The organism is Mycolicibacterium sp. SMGY-1XX, assembly GCF_059132455.1.
Genome location: NZ_CP101139.1, coordinates 2,930,322 through 2,950,075, shown reverse-complemented (window position 1 = coordinate 2,950,075; position 19,754 = coordinate 2,930,322). Strand labels below are relative to the sequence as shown.

18 protein-coding genes are annotated in these 19,754 nt (G+C 66.3%); 10 read left to right on the top strand and 8 right to left on the bottom strand.

Annotation, left to right across the window (positions count from 1 at the left end; genetic code table 11):
- The 3 genes from NL241_RS14525 to NL241_RS14515 are packed head-to-tail and all read left to right on the top strand — an operon-like array spanning position 1 to position 2,938.
- On the top strand, positions 1-909 hold the full coding sequence (locus NL241_RS14525; protein WP_494397905.1) for a MetQ/NlpA family ABC transporter substrate-binding protein: 909 nt from the start codon (positions 1-3) through the stop codon (positions 907-909).
- A 19-nt stretch (positions 910-928) separates the two neighbouring features.
- The gene (locus NL241_RS14520; protein ID WP_494397904.1) at positions 929-2,161 is read left to right on the top strand and encodes an acyl-CoA dehydrogenase family protein; all 1,233 of its coding nucleotides are present in this window, start codon (positions 929-931) and stop codon (positions 2,159-2,161) included.
- 27 nt (positions 2,162-2,188) lie between these two features.
- Positions 2,189-2,938, top strand: a complete 750-nt coding sequence (locus NL241_RS14515; RefSeq protein ID WP_494397903.1) for an SDR family NAD(P)-dependent oxidoreductase — start codon at positions 2,189-2,191, stop codon at positions 2,936-2,938.
- Between the two features lie 60 nt (positions 2,939-2,998).
- On the opposite strand, the gene NL241_RS14510 is transcribed toward NL241_RS14515, so the two are convergent.
- Genes NL241_RS14510 through NL241_RS14500 form a run of 3 tightly spaced genes read right to left on the bottom strand, consistent with a single transcriptional unit; the run spans position 2,999 to position 5,737 of the window.
- Positions 2,999-3,832: an ABC transporter permease gene (locus NL241_RS14510; RefSeq protein ID WP_487692480.1), complete on the bottom strand. Its 834-nt coding sequence runs from the start codon at positions 3,830-3,832 to the stop codon at positions 2,999-3,001.
- A complete protein-coding gene (locus NL241_RS14505) occupies positions 3,816-4,667 on the bottom strand; it encodes an ABC transporter ATP-binding protein (protein ID WP_487692479.1) in 852 nt (283 codons plus the stop codon). Before NL241_RS14505 ends, NL241_RS14510 begins: the two co-directional genes overlap by 17 nt.
- Positions 4,664-5,737, bottom strand: coding sequence for an ABC transporter substrate-binding protein (locus NL241_RS14500; protein WP_487692478.1), 1,074 nt, complete (start codon positions 5,735-5,737; stop codon positions 4,664-4,666). Before NL241_RS14500 ends, NL241_RS14505 begins: the two co-directional genes overlap by 4 nt.
- 317 nt (positions 5,738-6,054) lie before the next feature.
- On the opposite strand from NL241_RS14500, the gene NL241_RS14495 reads away from it, so the two are divergent.
- Complete coding sequence (locus tag NL241_RS14495) at positions 6,055-7,158, top strand: acyl-CoA dehydrogenase family protein (protein WP_487692477.1); 1,104 nt, start codon at positions 6,055-6,057, stop codon at positions 7,156-7,158.
- A gap of 8 nt (positions 7,159-7,166) precedes the next feature.
- Here the strand turns inward: NL241_RS14495 and NL241_RS14490 are convergent, their stop codons facing one another.
- Positions 7,167-8,510, bottom strand: coding sequence for an NtaA/DmoA family FMN-dependent monooxygenase (locus tag NL241_RS14490; RefSeq protein WP_487692476.1), 1,344 nt, complete (start codon positions 8,508-8,510; stop codon positions 7,167-7,169).
- A gap of 155 nt (positions 8,511-8,665) precedes the next feature.
- On the opposite strand from NL241_RS14490, the gene NL241_RS14485 reads away from it, so the two are divergent.
- Both NL241_RS14485 and NL241_RS14480 read left to right on the top strand, forming a co-directional pair.
- Positions 8,666-9,418: an ABC transporter ATP-binding protein gene (locus NL241_RS14485; RefSeq protein WP_487692475.1), complete on the top strand. Its 753-nt coding sequence runs from the start codon at positions 8,666-8,668 to the stop codon at positions 9,416-9,418.
- Positions 9,415-10,233 carry an ABC transporter permease gene (locus NL241_RS14480; protein WP_487692474.1) on the top strand — a complete coding sequence of 273 codons (819 nt, stop codon included), beginning with the start codon at positions 9,415-9,417 and terminating at the stop codon, positions 10,231-10,233. Before NL241_RS14485 ends, NL241_RS14480 begins: the two co-directional genes overlap by 4 nt.
- Here NL241_RS14480 and NL241_RS14475 read toward each other — a convergent pair.
- Positions 10,223-11,083: a polysaccharide deacetylase family protein gene (locus NL241_RS14475; protein ID WP_494397902.1), complete on the bottom strand. Its 861-nt coding sequence runs from the start codon at positions 11,081-11,083 to the stop codon at positions 10,223-10,225. The two genes, NL241_RS14480 and NL241_RS14475, sit on opposite strands and share 11 nt — an antisense overlap.
- 59 nt (positions 11,084-11,142) lie before the next feature.
- Between NL241_RS14475 and NL241_RS14470 the strand changes: the two genes are divergently transcribed.
- Positions 11,143-11,517, top strand: coding sequence for a MerR family transcriptional regulator (locus tag NL241_RS14470; protein ID WP_487692731.1), 375 nt, complete (start codon positions 11,143-11,145; stop codon positions 11,515-11,517).
- A gap of 93 nt (positions 11,518-11,610) precedes the next feature.
- A complete protein-coding gene (locus NL241_RS14465; RefSeq protein WP_494397901.1) occupies positions 11,611-12,939 on the top strand; it encodes an HNH endonuclease signature motif containing protein in 1,329 nt (442 codons plus the stop codon).
- 115 nt (positions 12,940-13,054) lie between these two features.
- On the opposite strand, the gene NL241_RS14460 is transcribed toward NL241_RS14465, so the two are convergent.
- The 3 genes from NL241_RS14460 to NL241_RS14450 are packed head-to-tail and all read right to left on the bottom strand — an operon-like array spanning position 13,055 to position 17,288.
- Complete coding sequence (locus tag NL241_RS14460; protein WP_494397900.1) at positions 13,055-14,587, bottom strand: rhodanese-like domain-containing protein; 1,533 nt, start codon at positions 14,585-14,587, stop codon at positions 13,055-13,057.
- Positions 14,588-14,617: 30 nt separating this feature from the next.
- A complete protein-coding gene (locus NL241_RS14455; protein ID WP_494397899.1) occupies positions 14,618-15,946 on the bottom strand; it encodes an NtaA/DmoA family FMN-dependent monooxygenase in 1,329 nt (442 codons plus the stop codon).
- Positions 15,947-15,959: 13 nt separating this feature from the next.
- Entirely contained in the window at positions 15,960-17,288 is a 1,329-nt protein-coding gene (locus NL241_RS14450) for an NtaA/DmoA family FMN-dependent monooxygenase (protein ID WP_487692469.1), read from the bottom strand.
- Positions 17,289-17,395: 107 nt separating this feature from the next.
- Between NL241_RS14450 and NL241_RS14445 the strand changes: the two genes are divergently transcribed.
- Together NL241_RS14445 and NL241_RS14440 are read left to right on the top strand one after the other, a co-directional pair.
- Positions 17,396-18,616 carry an acyl-CoA dehydrogenase family protein gene (locus tag NL241_RS14445; protein ID WP_494397898.1) on the top strand — a complete coding sequence of 407 codons (1,221 nt, stop codon included), beginning with the start codon at positions 17,396-17,398 and terminating at the stop codon, positions 18,614-18,616.
- Between the two features lie 40 nt (positions 18,617-18,656).
- A complete protein-coding gene (locus tag NL241_RS14440; protein ID WP_494397897.1) occupies positions 18,657-19,751 on the top strand; it encodes an NADH:flavin oxidoreductase in 1,095 nt (364 codons plus the stop codon).
- Positions 19,752-19,754 lie beyond the last annotated feature (3 nt).

The window sequence follows — 19,754 nt, the reverse complement described above, 5'->3', positions numbered from 1 at the left end:
ATGAAACTGACACACATCATCGCGACCCTGTTGCTGGTGGTGGCGGCGACCGCGTGCTCGAACGAGGTCCCGGTCACCTACTCCGAGGGTGCGGGTTCGGCCGGGGTGTTACGGATCCAGGTCGGCGGTGAGGGCTATCGCGACGTCCTCGAGTTCGTGGCCGAGCAGAAGCTGGCGCCCGGTGTGACGCTCGAGTTGACCGATGCCGCAGCGGATGCCAATCGGCAGGTGGTCGACCAGAAGGCCGATCTGGCCTTCTTCCAAACCCAGCCCGCGTTCCTGGGCAACCAGGAGGCCAACGGGCTCGACACGCTAAGTGTGGTGTCCAAGGTCGACGTCGCGCCGTATGCGCTGTACTCGTCGAAGTGGAAAGACGTTGCGCCCACCGAGGACTGGGTGAACGCCGGGCTGGTCGAGGACAAGGTCACCGGGCACAGCCTGCCGCACGGCGCCATCGTCGCCGTTCCGCAGACTGCAGCGGGTTTCGCCCGTGCCCTCTACCTGTTGCAGACGGTCGACCTGGCGAAACTGGACCGGCCGTTCGGTGGGGTGACGGTCGCCGATCTCTCGATCGGGCAGGCCAACGTGCTGGAATCACAACGCCATCTGGATATCCGGGGCCTCGACTTCGACGAATACGCCGAGGACATCTACCAGAACTACGACGCGGTGGTGCTCGACCCGACCACCGCGACCGCCATCGGCCTGGTGCCGGCGCGCGACGCCCTGGCCATCGAACCCGGCCCGGGCAACCCCTACGCGCGGGTGCTGGTGGCACCGTCCCGGCTGGCGGGCGATCCGCGGGTCTCCGAGCTTGCGCACGCGCTGGAGAGCAAGGAGGTGGCCGACTATCTGGCGACGACCTACCAGGGCAAGTTCATCTCCGCCCACGTGCCCTTTCAACCCTGATCAGTGAGGAAGTAACACCATGACCATCACCGAAGCCGAAACAACGTCGTCGACACCAGTTTTCGACAAACCGGTATCGTACGGATCCCCTGAGCTGGCGCAGCTGCTCGCCTACATCGACGCCGGCGTGGTGGACCGCGACCGCGAGAACCGGCACCCGTTCGACGAGTTCGAGGTGCTGCGCCAGTCTCGGCTCGGCGCGCTGCGCCTACCGGTGGATGGCGGTGGTGGTGGCGCCACGTTGACCGAGCTCTTCGCGACGGTGATCGCGCTCGGTGAGGTCGACCCCAACGTCGCACACAGCATCCGAAACCATCTGAACTTCACCGAGACACTGTTGCGTCGCAGCGACACCACCGACAGCCGCTGGCTCGACCAGGTGCGCGCAGGCAAGCTGTTCGGGCTGGCTTCCACGGAATTGAGTCGCAAACAGGCGGGCCGGCGCGACCAGCGGTTCGAGACCACCGTCACCACCGGGCCGGACGGTTTACGGCTGTCCGGCGCGAAGTTCTACAGCACCGGCAACCTGCACGCCAACTACCTTGTGGTGGGCGCCACCGGGCCCGACGGGAAACCTGTCCGGGTGGTGGTGCCCGCCGACCGCGACGGGGTGACCCTCGAGCGGGACTGGGACGGGATCGGTCAGCGCTTCACCGGCAGCGGCACCACCCGCTTCGAGAATGTCGCCGTCGACGAGTCCGAGTTCTTGAGCACGGGTGCGTATTACGGCGAGTTGCCGTACTCGGCGACGTTCCCACAGCTGTTCCTGACGGCGGTGATCGCGGGCATCCTGCGCCGGGTCACCCGTGACGCCGCCGCACTGGTGCGCGCGAAACAGCGCACGTTCTACCACGCCGCCTCCGATCAGCCGGTTGATGACCCGATTCTGCAGCAGACGGTCGGTCAGCTGTCCAGCCAGGCCTTCACCGCCGAGGCCCTGGTGCTCACGGCCGCCGAGTCACTCTCGAAGGCGTACGCCGCGCACGGCAGCGCCGACGAAGCCGAGCTGTCCCTGCAAGCCGCCCTGCGCGCCGCGAAAGCCAAAGTGGTGGTGGACGAGATCGCGCTGCGCGCCGCCGGTGACCTGTTCGACGTGGGCGGCGGCACCGCGGCGCGACAGAGCTCCCACCTGGACCGGCACTGGCGCAACATCCGTACCCTGTCGGCGCACAACCCGAAGACCTACAAAGCCAGGGCGATCGGCGCCCACGAGATCACCGGGGCGGCATTGCCCAACGGCGCGTTCTTCTGACCCGGTGAACGAATCGAAGGAGAGACAGTGGATCTGCAACTGACCGGCAAGCGCGCGATCATCACCGGCGGCAGCAAGGGCATCGGCCTGGCGATCGCACACGCGTTGGCCGCAGAGGGCGTGGACGTGGTGCTTGCCGCCCGGGGGCAGGAGGCCCTGGAGAAGGCGGCCGCCGAAGTGGCCGAACGCAGCGGCCGCCGCGCCGTCGCGGTGGTCACCGACACCGGTGACGACGAATCGGTGAAGGCGTTGGTGGCCAGGGCCGTCGAGGAGCTCGGCGGTATCGACATCCTGGTCAACAACGCCTCCAACCAGAGCATCGGGGCGGGTTTCCCCGACCTGGCCGGTACCACCGACGAGGCGTTCTGGGGCGACGTGAACGTCAAGGTGGTCGGCTATCTGCGCACCGCCCGGGCCGTCGCCCCGCATCTGGTTGCCCAGGGCTGGGGACGGATCATCAACGTCAGCGGCTTGGGCTACCGGCAGACACATTCGATCGTGCGCAGTATCCGTAACGTGAGTGTGGCAGCGCTGACCAAGAACCTGGCCGACGAACTCGGCCCGCACGGCGTCAATGTCACCGTGGTGCACCCGGGGCAGACCCGCACCGAGACCAAGAGCTGGGAGGGCCAGCCCGCCAACAACGCCATCGGCCGGGTGGTCGATGCCACCGAGGTCGCCGACGTGGTGGCTTTCCTGGCCTCACCCCGCAGCGTCAGCATCACCGGCGATGCGGTGGCGGTCGGCGGCGGGCTGCTCGGCACGGTGAACTACTGAGCCCGCGGCGGACACGAAACTCACCCGAAATGCGAGGATTTCGGGTGAGTTTCGTGTCTGTCACCTGCTGGTCAATCCCCGCTGCCATTTGGTGACCCGCCACTCGACTCCGGTCATGATGGCGTTGACCAGGATTCCGATCAGACCGAGGGCCAGGATGCCCGCGTACATCTGCGGGGTCTGATACCTCAGCGCGGCATTGTTGATGTAGATCCCGATACCCTGTGCGCCGCCGACCAATTCCGCGGCCACCAATGCGGTGAACGCGTTGGCTGCGGCCAACCGGATGCCGGGGAAGATCGACGGAATGGCTGCGGGGAGTACCACGTGAACGAACGTGTACCACCGTCCGGCCCCCAGCGCCCGGGCCGAGTTCAGCAGTAGGCGTTCCACTCCCCCGACCGCACCCACCGCGTTGACGAAGATCGGCCAGAAGCACGCCCACACCACGATGGCGACCTTCGACTGCTCACCGATGCCCAGGAACACGACGAACACGGGCAGCAACGCCAGCAGAGACAGGTTGCGGAAGAACAACAACACCGGCTCGGCCAGCGTCTGGAAGATCCGGAAGGATCCGACGAAGATGCCCAGCGCGATACCGGTGACGAGCGCGATCGAGAACCCGATCAAGGCCCGTTGCACGCTGGGCCAGATCTCCGAACGCAGGGTGCCGTCGATCAGCCCCTCGACGAACGCCGAGAAGGTCGCTTGCGGCGTCGCGAGGTAGAGATCGCTGACATACCCGCTGGCCACCGCCAGCCACCAGATGAACAGGAACCCGGCCAGGCCGATGGCGCCGAATATCACCCTGCCGTACTTGGCGAGCAGCGGGTTGGGCCCCTTGGGGGGCGTCAGATCCTCGTCGACCTCGTCCTCAACTGAGATTGCCAAGGCGCACCTCACTTTCGAGAACGTCGGCCACCCGGGACCTGATGTGTGCGAACTCCTCCGAGTTCCTGGCATGGCTGTCCCTGGGCCGCGGCAGCTCCACCTCGATGAGTTCTTTCACCCGGCCGGGCGCCCGGGTCATCACCGCGATCCGGTCGGACAGGAAGATCGCCTCGTCGATGGAGTGCGTGACGAACAGGATCGTTTTCTTGGTCTCACCGGCTTCCCAGATGCGCAGCAGCTCACCCTGCAGGAACTCGCGAGTCTGAGCATCGAGTGCGGCAAAGGGTTCATCGAACACCAGCACCTCCGGCTCGTACGCCAGGACGCGGGCGATCGCGACGCGTTGCCGCATACCACCCGAGAGTTGGTGCGGGTAGCGGTTGGCCGCGGCCTCCAGCCCCACCGTCTGCAACACCTGGGCGGCCCGCTGCTTGCGCTCGGGTTTGGGGACACCACGGATCTTGAGCCCGGCCTCGACGTTCTTCTGTGCGGTGAGCCAGGGGAACAGTGCGTACCCCTGGAAGACGACGCCGATCTTCTTGTTGACGCCCTCGACACGTTTACCGTCCACCAGCACGGCCCCACCGTTGTAGGTGTCCAGTCCCGCAAGGATGTTCAAGAACGTGGATTTCCCGCAGCCGCTGGGACCCAGCAGGGAGACGAATTCACCGGTGTTGATCTGGAGGCTGAATCCGTCGAGCACCGCGGTGGCGTCCTTGGCCGACTTCGAGCCCGGCTTCGGATACAGCTTGGTGACCCGCCTGGCCTGGATGGTCGGGCGGCCGGTGTGCGCCTGCGTCTCCTGCTCGACGCGCCCGCTCAGACCGGCGGTCACTTCTGCTCCCCGATACCGTCGATGTGCACGAGATCGGTCTGGAACACTCCGTCGTTCTGCTCCTCGCTGAGGATCGCGGTGTTCTGCTTCTGCGACTCCAACAGGTCGGCGGAAGTGGCAAACGGGTTGAATGCGTTGGTGGCGATGTCCTCGGGCTTGAGGTTCTCCGAGCCGGGCAGCGGGGTGCCGACCTCTGCGACCAGGTCCCACCACAACTGCAGGCTCTCCTTGTCCAACAGCGCATTCGGGGCGTAATGCCAGTTGGTGGTCTGTTCGACGGGGTATCCGGTTGTCTTGCCGGCGATCTCCGCGGACTCCTTCGGGTGGGCGTTGGCCCAGTTCGCCGTCTTGGCGATGATGCCGACGAGTTCACGCGCCGCCTCCGGATGTTCCTGCAGCCAGGCGTTGCTGGCGACGTACGGCGCCTGGCCGCCCAGCGGACCCCAGTCCTCGTAGGAGGTGAAGGCCTGGGTGAACTTGTCCGGTTGGCTGAGCAGCACGCCCACCAGCGGCGGATGGAAGACGCCGAGGTCCACTTCACCGCGCTCGATGGCCGGCGCGATGAGCTCTGGCTTGAGTTCCAGGAACTTCACCGTGGACAGGTCCACACCGTTTTTCTTCAGATACCGTTTGATCACCAGATCCGTGCAGCTGTTGTTGCCGTTGAGGCCTATTGTCTTGCCCTCGATGGCTTTCAGATTGTCGTTGGTGATGTCCGAACCCGCTTTGGTGAAGTAGGCCATGTGCGGTTTATCCGGCAGATCGAGCATGCTCGAAGCGATGGCGGTGAACTTGAAGCCCTTCACCTTGCCGTCGATGTCGTTGTTGAACATGCCGGTGGCGATGTCGATGGCGCCCTGATCGAGCAGCTGCACCGCCGGTACCGCAGTGGCAGGGCCCACGTATTCCGGGCGTACCCCGGCGTCGTCGAAATACCCCAACTCATCGGCGATCCGGACCAGTGACAGCTCCGTCGTCGACTTGGCGAATCGGAAGGTCACCACCCCGTCGTCGCCACCACTGCCACCACTGCACCCGGCCAGCAGGACCGGTGCCGCCAGTAAGGGCACCGCCAACAGGCTCGAAAGCCTTCGATGTGTTTTCCAACCCATGATTTTCCCCATTTCACAAAGCGTTGGTAACCGTGCCCATTCGGAATCGATTCCGGTGGAACTGACGGTCAGCTGATCGAGAACTTAAACCCATTGCCCATCGTTACCCACGGATATACTCACCATGAGCGAAGCCGAGCGAGACTCCTTGATTCGCAGATGAATTGCCCCATTTCCGGTACCCGAACTGTTTAGCGCCAACTACATGTTCTCGGCAATTGTGGCGCCAATCATGAATACAAACGTTGGGCCTTTCAGGAGGAAATCTGATGACCATGAACGCCACTGCTGAGTCCGGTCTCGCGGCGGGCCGGCCGGATCCCAGGACACATCCGGCCTACCTCGAATTCGCCCGCGTGGTCGCCGACGTCATCGCACCGCAGGCAGTGGAGATCGATCGGACCGCCGTGCCGCGCTCACATATCCAAGCCCTCGGCGCTGTCGGGTATTTCGGGTGGTTCGTGCCCGTTCAGTACGGCGGGAAAAAGATTCCCGAGCAGGTGAAGAGCGCGGCCAACGAACTGCTGTTCGGCGCCTGCCCGTCCACGGCCACCATCGTCACCCAGCACGACGCCCCCGTTCTTCCCGCCCTCAAGGCCGGCACGCCCGCGACCCTGGCGTTGCTGCCACACCTGGCAGCGGGTGAACTCCTGGGCGGCGCCGGCATGGGACATCTGCGGTCATGGCCACAGCGACAAGGCACCGTGGCCACCAGGGTGGCCGGTGGCTACCGGATCGACGGCGTGATCGGGTGGCATTCGGGCTGGGGCCTGACCGATGTGATCTGGCTCGGCGCCGTCGACGAACGATCCGAGACCTACGTGTTCGGCATCGGCGACACCCATCACCCGAGCATCACCGGCGAAGTGCTGCCGTTGGCCGCGGTGTACGGATCTCGCACCGCCGCACTGACTCTGGACGGGTACCTCCTGCGCGACGAGTTCGTCACGGCCGTGATCCCGGTTCACGAGTGGAAGGCCAAGGACGGTTCGGTGCGCCCTGAACTCCAGCGTGCGCGCGAACTCAACACCGACCTCGATCCGGCTGAACTGCCGGCCCTGCCTCCGGTCGGTGCCTACGGTCTGGCCCGGGCGGCACTCGACGATGCCCTTCGCCTACATCCAGCTGATCCGTCCCTGCTGGCCATCGCCGACGAACTCGAGACCGCCGTGGCCACTCCCCTCACCGACCCGGATTGGCGCGCAGTGCTCAACGAGATCGCGGTGCGCGCCACCACAGCAGCCGTAGTGGCCCGCGGAGGCGCCGGACTGCTTCGCGATGACATGGCCCAGATTCGAGCCCGCGCGGCGCAGTTCCTCCAGGTGCGTGGGCTTGCGCCGATCGTGCGATCGACTCAACTCGCGACCTACGCCCGCTGAGGGCCGTGTCAGACCGCGTGAAGCGAGGAACGGCGCCGCGCCAGGTGATACGGCTCGAGGCCGAGATTCTGGCGCAGCGTCTGCCCTTCGTACTCCCGCCGGACCAGCCCCTTGTCCTGCAGTAGCGGGATCACTTCGCCGGTGAACCGGTCGAACGAATTACCGCCGTGCAGGGTGAAACCGTCAGACGCACGGACGGTGAACCACTCCGCGAAAACCTCCGCCACCTGCTCGGCGGTGCCCACCACATCCAGGTGCCCACTACCCCGGATCCGTTGCAGGAACTGCCGGACGGTGATGCCCTCGGTCTCGGTGACGAGGTCGCGTAACAACAGTCCCCGGCTCACCCGGCGATGATTGGTGGCCATCAACTCCCGGCTCGGTATCCGCTCGGCCGGAATCACGTCATCGAGTTCCAGATCGTCCAGGATCAGGGAGGGCGCCTCGCGTTTCACGAAGGTGCGGCGGGCTTGGTAGTAGTCCGGTTCGTTGAACACCTCGCGATACTCGTCCCACGCCTGCGCTTCGGTGTCGGCGATATAGGTGCGCACCCCGGGGAGTACACGCAGTGAATCAGGATGTCTGCCTTGGTCGGCCACCAGCGCCTTGACGCTGTCGTAGTACGCGCGGGCGTGCGTCAGATCCGGGGTGGCGACGAACACCGCCTCACCGAACCGGGCCGCGAACCGGATACCTTCTTCCGACGCCCCGGCCTGGAACACCACGGGCAGGTCATCGACCAGGCGGGACACGTCGAGTGCCTGCTCCACCGCGTAGTACCTGCCCACGTGCTCGATGTCGTGGATGCGATCAGCGTTCACGCTGGGGGCCGCACCATCGGTGAAGGTCAGGGCATCGGGTTGCCAACTGTTCCAGAGTTTGACCACAACCTCGATGAATTCGGTTGCCCGCGTGTAACGCTCGGTCGGGGCGAACAGGATGTTCGGCCCGAAGTTCACCTCACCGTTGAACGAGGTGACGGCGTTCCACCCGGCACGTCCCCCGCTGACGTTGTGCAACGTGGCGATCTGGCGAGCCACGTTGTAGGGCTCGAAGAACGACGTGGACGCGGTCACCACCAGCCCGATCCGCTCGGTGACCGACGACAGCGCCGCGGTCACCGCCAACGGCTCACCCAGGAGGCTGGGATCGTTGATGATGTTGTTCTTGTCGAAGCCCAGGAAATCGGCCTTGAAAAAGGCGTCCAACCTGGCACGTTCGGCCTGCTGGGCGAAATCGGCGATCCGCGCGAACGCCGAACCCGGTGTGGACCCGTACGCCGCCTGCTTGTCGGCCCAACCGCTGGGCCGGTCGAACAGCACAAGGTTCAAATACTCACGCCGTGGCGCCATGGGACTCCTCGATCGAAGAAGTGTTCCGGCGATTCTGGCCCGCGGGTGTCGGCCGAACAACCGGGTCGCGCTACGGGAATCGGTTGTGCCCGCTTAACAATCAGCGTGCCGGTAGCCGGTACCGTCACCCGGGATGAATTGGAGGTGGTTTCGCTGTGCCATCGGCACCGAGCGCGCTGACCGTCCGCGGCCTGCGCAAGACGTACCCGTCAGGTTTCACCGCGCTCCACGGCTTGGATCTCGACATCCCTGATGGCGCGTTCTTCGGGCTGCTCGGCCCCAACGGCGCCGGCAAGTCCACCCTGATCTCGGCGACGTGCAACCTGTTGCGTCCCACGGCCGGCGAGATCCGGGTGTTCGGGCACCCGCATGATTCCCGCACCGCACGCTCGCTGGTGGGCCTGGCCGAGCAGGAGGTCAACCTCGACCGGTTCCTCACCAACGTGGAGGTGCTGATCTATCACGCCGGCTACCACGGCCTCGGTCGCCGCGAAGCCCGCAGGCGCGCAGACGAACTGCTGGAACTGCTCGGTCTGGCCGACAAAGCGCGGCAACGGCCCAACCAGCTCTCCGGCGGCATGCAACGGCGGCTCCTGGTGGCCCGCGCGTTGATCAATCGCCCGCGGCTGTTGATTCTCGACGAGCCCACCGCGGGAGTCGATGTGGAACTGCGGGCCGATCTGTGGGGTTACATGCGCGACCTGCACCGCGGTGGCCACACCATCCTGCTCACCACCCACTATCTGGAAGAGGCCGAAGCGTTGTGCGACGAGATCGCGTTGATCCGCGCGGGTCAGGTGATCTCGCGCGACAGCGCCGCGGCACTGCGTGCGGCGTTCGGCGCCGCCGACCTCACCGAGGTGTACACCCGGGCGATGGCCAGCCCACCTGCGGAGGTGACGTGGTGACCGAGAACTGGCTTCGCACTGCGCCTTTGACCCCCTATGACCGGCCGTACCGAGCCCAGCGACCCGCCTTCACGTGGCTGCTGCAGCGCGAGATCGTCCGCTACATGAAAGTCTGGTATTACACAGTCGCCGGTCAGGTGCTGGCCGCACTGCTGTTCGTCTTCGTCTTCGGGCTGGCGCTGGGCAGCCGCATCGACGCGGTCCGCGGCATCCCCTACAGCCAGTTCATCCTGCCCGGCCTGGTGGTGCTGGCGGTGGTCACCGCGGGTTACATCCAGGGCTCCGCATCACTGTTCGAGGCGCGCAAGGACCGCTTCATCAACGCTGTGCTCGCGAGTCCCCTGCGGTGGTGGGAGATCAACCTCGCGTTGGTGCTCGGCTCGATTGTGCGCGGTGTCCTGATCTCGGCGGCGATCCTGGCCATCGCCATGCCGTTGACCGGCTCCCACATCGCCCGCCCGGGGTATCTGATCGTCGCGGGTGCCGCGGTCCTGCTGCTGTCGGCGCAGGCCGGGATGGTCGCGGCGATGTACAACCAGACCCAGGAGCACGTCGCCGCCATCCAGGTGCTGATCGTGCAACCCCTGTGTTTCCTGGGCGGGGTGTTCTACTCCGTGCACGATCTGGCACCGGCGTGGCGGTCGCTGAGTTACGTCAATCCGGTCTTCTACGCGGTGCAGGCGCTGCGCCATGGCATGGTGGGCGAAGCGGACATCTCGGCCTCGCTCGCCCTGCTGGTGGTCGTCGGCGCCGCCGCCGTCATCGGTGGCTTCCTGGCCCACAAGTTCCGCACCGGGAACCGGCTCAAACCCTGACGGTGGCCGCGTAGTGCGCGGCGATGTCGTCGCTGGTGGTAAGCCATGCGTCCGGTTGTGCGGCCAGGTAGCCGAGCGCCTCGACGAGATATCGGTGCCGGAATGGTTGTCCGATGACGAAGGGATGCAGGGCCAGCGCCAGCACCCGGCCACCCTCGGCCCGCAGTTGCTGGTACTGATCCTTGACCATCTGGACGAAATCCGGCCCAGTCAATCCCTTTCCGAACAGCAGCAGGTCGTTGAGCTCCACGGAGTACGGCACGCTGAGCATGCCCGGAACGGTCAAGCGGTAGGGCTGGTCGTCGTTGGTCCAGTCGAGCAAGTACTGAAACCCCAACTCGGCCAACAGCCGTGGCGTGTGGTGCGTTTCGGTCAGCCCCGGCCCCATCCAGCCCAGCGGGCGACGTCCCGTCGCCGAGGTGATGGTCTCGGCGATCTCCGAGAGGATGCGGCGTTCGTCGTCCACCCGGTGACCGGTGTGCAGCCGCGAGTTGGTCTGCCCATGCGCCAGCCACGCCCAGTCGCGTTGCAGACCCGCCTCCAGGATCTGCGGATAGGCCGTCACCACATCGGAATTGAGCAGGGTGCTGGCGCGCAGTCCGAACTCATCGAGCGCGCTGATGGTGCGCCAGATGCCAACTCGGGCGCCGTAGTCGCGCCAGCCGTGGTTCAACGGGTCGGGCCGCAAGTCCGCGGTGCCCGGCCAGATGCTGGTAGACGGCAGATCCGCCACAAAATGCTCCACGTTGAGCCCCACGTAGACAGCGACGGCCGCATCATGCGGCCACTGCAGCGGCGCCCGGTCGACAATGGGGCTGTAGGTGAAGGGTGGCAACGTCTCTGAAGTCATGCTGCGAACCGTAAGACCTCACATCGGTGTGAGGGTCAAGCCGCGGTATAACGGTGTGTATGCGAATCGGTGAGCTGTCCGCGCGGACCGGCGTCAGCGAACGGTCGCTGCGCTACTACGAGGAACGGGGCCTGCTGATTCCCACCCGCACTCCCCGTGGGCAGCGTGAGTATCCCGAATTCGCCGTCGACCGGGTGGTGCACATCCAGGAACTGTTCGCGGCCGGCCTGAACAGTCGCACCATCGCCGAACTGCTGCCGTGTATGCGTGATGCCGACGGTGGCCCCGCGGAATCGTCGACACCGCTGCTCGTCGAGGCACTGGTCAAGGAGCGCCACCGCCTCGATGCGCAGATACAGGCCCTGACCACTTCGCGGGCCGTCTTGGACGACGTCATCGCCGCGGCGTCGCCGGAGAATCAGCCGACCCGCTAGCGTTCCGTTGCGGCATCAAACCCCCTGTGCCACTTGAGTATCAGCAGTCACAAACGGGGCGTTCTTGTCAGAGGCTGGGTCTAGCTTCGGGGTATGGGTTCTTCAGCTGTCGCCGACAAGGAGGCGATGCTGGCTGCCCAGGCGCAGATCGAAGTGTTGACCGCGCAGATGAACTCGTTGTCGATCGATGCGTTCAGTCCGCTGGAGTTGTTGGCGCTGATGCAGCGCCGCGAAACCGTCGCCTGGATGCAGCCGGCCCTGGATCACAAGGTGTATCAGCGGCTGAGGTCGGAATGCGTCCCGAAACAGTTGGGGGCGACCAGCTTCAAAAAGGTCCTGGCCGCCCGGCTGCGGATCAGTGACAGCGAGGCCGCCCGACGCCTCACGTCCGCCACCCTGCTGGGCCCGCGCACCGCACTGACCGGCGAACCACTGCCACCCACGCTGCCCAACGTCGCCGCCTCCCAAGCCCACGGCCTGATCGGCCCCGAACACGTAGCCAAGGTCAAGGCGTTCTTCAAAAAACTCCCGGCATCGGTGGACTTCTCGGCCCGTGAGGCCGCCGAAGCCGACCTGGCCCGCCACGCCTCGACCCTGGATGTCGACGGCTTCACCGAAGTCGCCGACCGACTGAAATACCTCCTCAACCAAGACGGCGAATTCTCCGATGTCGACCGTCAGGCCGGCCGGTACTTCACCATCGGCAAGCAGGACGCCGACGGCAACGTGCCGGTGCACGGCAGGTTGACCCCGGAGTGCGCGGCCACCCTGCACGCCGCGCAGGCGAAACTGGCGGCCCCGGGTATGTGCAACCCGGCCGATGAGGCCCCGCAGGTCGACGGGGAACCCGACGCCGAAAAAGCTCGCACCGATGCCCGCACCCAGGGCCAACGCAGTCATGATGCGTTGCTGGCGATGGGTCGGGCGTTGTTGGCCTCCGGTGACCTCGGCCAGCACAACGGGCTGCCCGTCACCGTCATCGTCAAAGCCAACCTCACCGACCTGGAAAAAGGCGTCGGGCACGGCCTGACCGCCGACGGCACGTTGATCCCGATGCCCGAGGTCATCCGGATGGCTTCTCACGCGTTTCATTACCTGGCGTTGTTCGACGGGAAGGGGGTGCCGTTGCACCTGGGGCGGGCTCGCCGGACCGCTTCCCGGGGGCAGCGGATCATGCTGTTGGCCCAACACGGTGGTTGCACCATGCCTGGGTGCACCGCTTGCGGGTACCGCTGCCAGGTCCATCACGCCACCAAAGGCTGGAAAGACGGCGGCGAAACCAATATCGAAGACCTCACCCTGGCGTGTGGGCCGGATAACCGGATGGTCGAAACCACCGGTTGGACCACCCGAAACCGACCTGAGGACGCATCACCGAATGGATTCCGCCCCCGGAACTGGACTGCGGACAGTCCCGCGTGAACGTGTATCACCACCTCGACCGGATCCTCGCCCCCGACGATCCCTAACCCGAGGGTGAGCTCAAAGCCGGCCGCCGGCAACACACGTCAGCGGCCGGCACGAGGCTGCCCGCAGGTCAGCGCGCGTCGAAGTCGAAGAACGGGTCGCCCTTCGATTCGCCGAGCAACGACAGCTCCCACTCGAAGTAGGCGGTGTACCAGGCATCACGCTCGGGACCGAACTCCGGTGCGCCGGTATGGTCCACGACCGGCCCGGCATAATCCGCATCGGTGGTCACCAGATCCTCACTCACAGAATCGATTCCACCGTCGATAACCCACACTCCGTCGTGATCACCGGCCAGATGCTCGGCGGCGAAGTCATTGTCGCCGATCAGCACCACCCGGCCATGGCGAGCCACCAGCTCGCCGAGATGCTCACGCCGCGCATGGACGGATCCGGCCACATGACCGGCGGCGTAGCGGCTCGACGCACGAACGTCGACCACTTGCACCGACCCGTCCTGGCCCCACTGCAGCACCTGCTCCCAGGTGATGTTGCGACTCGCGTCGACCGGGAGGCGAACCTGATGCCGGCGCACCAGGTCGGTGGCGGCGTCGAAGGGGAGCACCGAGATCGGCCCGTCGTGCAGGAACCGTAGCCACTGAACAGTATTGGCCGTGCGCACGAAATCCCCCGTGTCCACCAGGATCACCCGGCTGCGCCGCACCGCGATGAAATCGTCGGTGGCCTGCACCAACTGCCCCCCGGGCGCCGACACAGCTGCGCGATGGTGTCCGTCCGCATACTCAGCGCGTGACCGGACGTCGAGCAGATAGGTGCTGCTGTCGAGGTCCAGATAGGCCTGCGCCTGCTCCCGGTTGATCACAGTGGCGCCCGCGGCGTCCAGTGTCTGGCTCGCCCAGCGCCGCAGCTGGGGGTCCACCTCTGTGGGTGCGGCGAGTGTGACTCCGGCGCCGAACTCGACCGGCTGGCCCGCCCATTCCCACGCGGGTGTTCCGTTGTGCAGGGAGAACACTGGGTTCGGAATCCCGGTGTTGATCAGCGACTGCGCGCCCACGATGCCCCGGGTCCGGCCCTGGCAGTTGACCACCACTTTGGTGGCCGGGTCGGTGACGGCCTCCAGAGCCCGGTAGGTGACCTCCGCACCGCCGCCGGTGTTGAGGCCTCCCGGAATGTGGTGGTGGACGTACTCGGCCGGCGTGCGGCTGTCGAGGATCACCACGTCGTCGCCGGCAGCCAGCCACCCCGCGAGAGTGGCACTTTCGACCGTCGGAGTCTGATAGGTGTGCTCGATCCACTCACCGAGGGTCTTGCTGCGGACGTTGGTGCCGGTGTACGTGCGGCCACCGGCGGCACGCCAGCCGTCGATCCCATCGTCGAGGACCGAAACATCGCTGTAGCCGATACGTTCCAGCAGTACCGCGCCGTGCTCATCGACGGCGGGCGCACCCGCCAACACGATGGGCGTCGCCGCGAAGGGCACCAGATCGGCGATGCGCTGCTCCAACTCATGCAACGAGATCCCGGCACTGATGGCGATGTGCCCGGCAGCCCGGTCGGTGGGTGTGCGCAGGTCCAGGATCGCCACCGGCCCGTCGCCCGCCAGCTTCCCCAGCAGTCCCGTACCGGTGATACGGCGCGTCATGGTGTTCTCCTTCAGGTGAGCCGCGGCCGGTCAAACGGTCGCGCGGTCGAACGGTAACGGCAGCCCCAGATGTCCTCGCAGCGTGCCTGATTCGTACTCCTTACGGAAGATGCCGCGGCGCTGTAATTCCGGGACCAGGTGATCGACGATCAGGTCCAGACCGTCGGGGTAGAAATCATGGTTCAAGTTGAAACCGTCCGCAGCGCCCTCGGTGAAGAATGCCTCCATCTCGTCGGCGACCTGTTCGGGTGTGCCCACCACCATGCGGTGCCCGCCGCCGGCGATGTGCCGGTCTACCAGATCCCGCACGGTCAGGTTCTCGGTACGGGCGGTGTGCAGCACGGAGTTGGCGAAACCGTAGCTGGTGGGCCGCCAGTCCGGTGCGTTGATCAATTCCCACGGCGGTTGTTTGTCCAACTCCAGGCTGTCCAGCGGCAGACCGAGCTGATGGGCCAGCGAAGCCAGCGCATCGACGTGCCCGGTGTTCAGGCCGGCCAACAGGTCGCGACGCTCGCGCGCCTCGGCCTCGGTGCTGCCGAGGATAGGCCACAACCCCGGAAGGATCAGGATCTCGCCGGGGTCGCGGCCGTAGACGTCGCGGGCTCTGGACTTCACCGTGCGAGCGAACTCCTTGCCCTGGGCCAGGCTGTGTTCGGCGCAGAACACCGCATCCGCGTGTTTGGCCGCCAGATCGATGCCCTGAGCGGAGGCACCGGCCTGCAGCACCACGGGATGGCCCTGAGGTGAGCGCGGCACCTGGTACCAGGTGTTGATCCGCAGGTGTTCACCCGCGTAATCCACCTCACGCACCCGCGCCAGGTCCGTCAGCTCACCTGAGTCCTTGTCTCCCACCAGCGCATCGGGATCCCACGACTGCCACAGAGCCTTGATCACCGAGATCGCTTCGTCGGCAACCCCATAACGGACGTCCCGGTCCGGGTGCGCGTCCCGGCCGAACTGGGCTCCGGCCCGGGTGGACTGCGTGGTGACGACATTGACAGCCGCCCGACCACCGGAGATCAGGTCCAGCGACGAAGCCAGGCGGGCGATGTGATACGGATGGCGGTACGTCGAGGACACGGTCGCCACCAGGCCGACGTTCGCGGTTGCGCGGGCGATGGCGGTCAGCACGATGAACGGATCGAGGGCGTTCCACGGCTTGGTGAAGTCCTGCTGTCCGAAACCGTAGGTCTCGGCGAGGAACACCGCGTCGAGCAGACCCCGTTCGGCCGTCCTGCCGAGGTTCTCCCATTCCTCGATATCGAGGAAGCCGAGCGGATCCTCCCGCAGGCGCCAGCCGCCGGGCGCACGTCCCAGTGCGTTGGCGTTGACGTTGAGGTGCAGCTGTCGGGTTGTCACTGGCATCTCCTGATCAGGCCGTCACCACGGCGCGACTGCTGTCGGGCACCACCGCGGGCAGGCCGTAATGACCTCGCAGCGTGGTGGATTCGTACTCGGTGCGAAATATCCCCCGGCGCTGCAACTCCGGGACCAGGTGATCGGCAATCTGCTCGAGGCCGGACGGGAAGATGTCGAAGTTGACGTTGAAGCCGTCGGCCGCTCGTTCGGTGAACCAGCGTTCGATCTCGTCGGCGACCTGGTCGGGGGTGCCCACCATCGCGTTCTGCGCATCCGCGCGGCGCTCGAGAATCTGCCGCACGGTCAAGCCGTCACGGCGGGCCACCGCCAGGACCGAATTCGCACTGCCGACGCTGCGCGGTCGCCACTGCGGCGAATCGAAGAAGTCCCACGGCAGCGTCTTGTCGAGGTCCAGCAGTTCAGCCGGGGCGCCGAGGTGGGTGGCCAACGAGGCCACCGCGGTGTCATCGGCGACCGTGGGCCCCACCACGTCGGCACGACGTGCCCTGGCTTCGGCCTCGGTGCCGCCGAGGGTGATGTTCAGGCCGGGCAGCACCAACAGCTCGTCCGGATTGCGGCCGTGCGCGGCGGCGCGCGCCTTGAGGTTGGTGTAGAACGCCTGGGCCGTCGCAACGGTGTTGGCGGCGCAGAACACCGCGTCGGCGTGCCGGGCGGCGAGCTCGATGCCCGAGGGAGACGCACCCGCCTGGACGATCACCGGCCGGCCCTGCACCGAGCGCGGGAACTGGAACTTCGCCTGCAAGCCGACGTGCGCGCCGTCGAAATCCACCGTGGTGATCAGGGCTTCATCGGCCAGCTCACCGGAAGCGGGGTCAGCGACGAACGCCTCCGGGTCCCAGGAGTCCCACAGCTGTTTGACGGCGATCAGCACTTCCTCGGCACGGGCGTACCTGAAGTCTCGGTCCGGCAAGGGCTTTCGCCCGTACAAGGCGGCGGCGGAGTCCTCCCCCGAGGTCACGATGTTGACCGCGGCCCGGCCACCGGAGGCGATGTCGAGCGTGATCGCGCGACGGGCAACGTCCCACGGGTGATAGAACGTCGCAGACAGGGTCGCCACCAGGCCGATGTGGGTGGTGGCCCGGGCGACCGCGGTCTGCAACATGAACGGTTCGAACGCATGCCACGGCTTGCTGAAATCGGTGGCGCCCAGGTGGTCGGCCAGGAACACCGCGTCGAGCAGGCCCCGCTCGGCTATCTGCCCCAGCTTCTCCCAGGCGGTGAAATCGAGGAACCACGTCGGCGGATCGCTCCGCCGCCAGCTGTTGGGCGGCTTCGCCAATCCGTTGCCGTTGACGTTGAGGTGAAGTCGCCGCTGAACCACCCCACCATCGTCGGTCCGCGAGCATCCGGAATGAACGAGAAGCGGCTACCGATTTCGTGAAGCGGATCTTGGTTGATCACTCGGAGGCGTCCGCCGAAACTGGGCGGATGACAGAACTTGCCGAAGCAGGCACCGCCGTCACCGTCGACTCCCCGGCGTTGCGCGAGCTGATAGACCACATCGGCGAGGGCGCCATCGGGCGCGACGATCGTGACGAATTACCGATCGAGGCGATCGAGGCGGTCAAGCGGGCCCGGCTGGGTGCGCTGCGACTGCCGGTGGCCCAGGGCGGTGGTGGTGCGTCCCTGGTCGAGACATTCAGAGTCTTCATCGATCTCAGCGCCGCGGACTCCAACGTCGCGCATATCGTGCGGAGCCATTTCGGCGTGGTGGAGAACCTCTTGCGCAGCACTCGCCCCGAACACGCGCAGTGGCTCGAGCGCGTCGCGCAGGGTGATCTGATCGGGTCGGCCTCCACAGAGCTGTCCGCCAAGGCCGGTGCGACCGACGCCGCGTACCAAACCACCATCCGTGCGACACCGCAGGGCCTGCGGCTCAACGGCACCAAGCATTACACCACCGGCAGCCTGTACATGGACTGGCTGATCGTCGGCGCCACCGACGTGTCTGCCTCCGAAGCCGGTGAGCGGGTCGAGGTGATCATTCCGGCCGATCGTGCCGGTGTGCTGCGCACCAACGACTGGAATGGTTTCGGGCAGCGCTTCACCGGAAGCGGCACAGTGACCTTCGATGATGTCGCCATCGAGCCGGGCGATTACTACGCCCGCGGAAGGCTGCCCCGCGACGAGCTGCCGTACCGGTCCACGTTCTTCCACATCCAGCTGAGCGCGATGATCGCGGGCATTCTGCGCCGAGTCGCCGGCGATGCCGTCGAGCAGGTGCACGCCAAGTCCCGGGCCTTCTACCACGCTGTCGCCGACAGTCCGGCCGAGGACCCGATCGTCGCCTACAGTGTCGGTCTGTTGCACAGCCAGGCGTTTGCGGCCGAGTCCATGGTGCTCAACGCCGGAGCGGCACTGCAGGAGGCGTACGCCGCCCATGGCACGGCCGCCGAACCCGAACTGTCACTGCGCGCCTCGTTGTACAACGCTCAGGCCAAGGTCGTGATCGACGAGATCGCCAACCGCGCGGCCTCCGAATTGTTCGATGTCGGCGGCGGGTCACTGGTGCACCGCAGCAAGCATCTCGATCGGCACTGGCGCAACATCCGCTCGATCGCGGCGCACAACCCGAAGACATTGAAGGCGGTGGCCGTCGGCCGTCACGCCCTCAACGGCACACCGCTGCCGAATCAGGGCTTCTTCTGATCAGGAATTGATCGCCGACCCCGTTGTGTTGTACTGACTCGTGGCACTCGATGACCTGTTTCAGTCCCTGACCGTCGGCTCGCTGACCATTCCCAACCGCTTCGCGATGGCGCCGATGACGCGCCAGGCCTCCCCCGGTGGTGTTCCCGGTCCCGATGTCGCCGAGTACTACCGCAGACGAGCAGCCGGCGGCGTCGGACTGATCATCACCGAAGGGGTGCGGCTGCCCGATCCCGCGGCCGGTTATCCCGCCTCGATCCCCACGATCGCCGGCGGCGAGGCACTCGCCGGCTGGTCTCGCGTCACCGGCGCGGTGCACAGCGAGGGCGGCACCATCGCCGCCCAATTGTGGCATCAAGGCGCCCAGCGCGATGACGCCGACGGTGTGGCGCCGGTCAGTCCTTCCGGTGTCGACGGCCTCGGCCAGGCCAAGGGGCGCGCGTTGTCCAGCGCCGAACTCGCCGCCGTCGCTCAACAATTCGCCGAGGCCGCGGTCACCGCACGCGATGCCGGATTCGACGCCGTCGAACTCCACGGTGCTCACGGCTACCTGTTGGACGAATTCCTCTGGGAACGGACCAACCTGCGCACCGACGGTTATGGCGGGTCGTTGTCGGCGCGGACCCGTTTTCCCGCCGAGGTGGTGGCTGCGGTGCGCGCAGCCGTGGGGCCCGACTACCCGGTGATATTCCGGTTCTCACAGTGGAAGGGCACCGACTACGCGGCCACGATCGCCGGCGACCCGACACAGTTGAAGGATCTGCTCACACCCCTGGCGCAGGCCGGAGTCGACGTCTTCCACCCCTCCACCCGCAGACACTACGTCCCGGCATTCCCCGACCACGATGCCGATCTGAGCTTGGCCGGCTGGACCAGGAAACTCACCGGCCTGCCCGTGATCGCGGTGGGCTCCGTGGGGCTGGAGACCCAGTTCCGCAGCGAGACACCGGGTGAAGTCATCCGTCCCGCCGCCGTCGATCGTCTGGTCGAGCAGTTCGACGCGGCCGAGTTCGACATCGTGGCGATCGGGCGCGCCCTGCTCGCCGACCCCGCCTGGGTGAACCGCCTGCGCGACGGCCGGCTCCACGAGTTCCCCGGGTACGACGCGCAGAAAGCCCTCGCGGCGCTGGCCTGATGT

Excerpts from the sequence above, each read along its gene's own strand:
- NL241_RS14525 (WP_494397905.1), top strand. The coding sequence starts at position 1 with ATGAAACTGACACACATCATCGCGACCCTGTTGCTGGTGGTGGCGGCG.
- NL241_RS14520 (WP_494397904.1), top strand. The coding sequence starts at position 929 with ATGACCATCACCGAAGCCGAAACAACGTCGTCGACACCAGTTTTCGAC.
- NL241_RS14495 (WP_487692477.1), top strand. The coding sequence starts at position 6,055 with ATGAACGCCACTGCTGAGTCCGGTCTCGCGGCGGGCCGGCCGGATCCC.
- NL241_RS14490 (WP_487692476.1), bottom strand. The coding sequence starts at position 8,510 with ATGGCGCCACGGCGTGAGTATTTGAACCTTGTGCTGTTCGACCGGCCC.
- NL241_RS14475 (WP_494397902.1), bottom strand. The coding sequence starts at position 11,083 with ATGACTTCAGAGACGTTGCCACCCTTCACCTACAGCCCCATTGTCGAC.
- NL241_RS14470 (WP_487692731.1), top strand. The coding sequence starts at position 11,143 with ATGCGAATCGGTGAGCTGTCCGCGCGGACCGGCGTCAGCGAACGGTCG.
- NL241_RS14465 (WP_494397901.1), top strand. The coding sequence starts at position 11,611 with ATGGGTTCTTCAGCTGTCGCCGACAAGGAGGCGATGCTGGCTGCCCAG.
- NL241_RS14460 (WP_494397900.1), bottom strand. The coding sequence starts at position 14,587 with ATGACGCGCCGTATCACCGGTACGGGACTGCTGGGGAAGCTGGCGGGC.
- NL241_RS14445 (WP_494397898.1), top strand. The coding sequence starts at position 17,396 with ATGACAGAACTTGCCGAAGCAGGCACCGCCGTCACCGTCGACTCCCCG.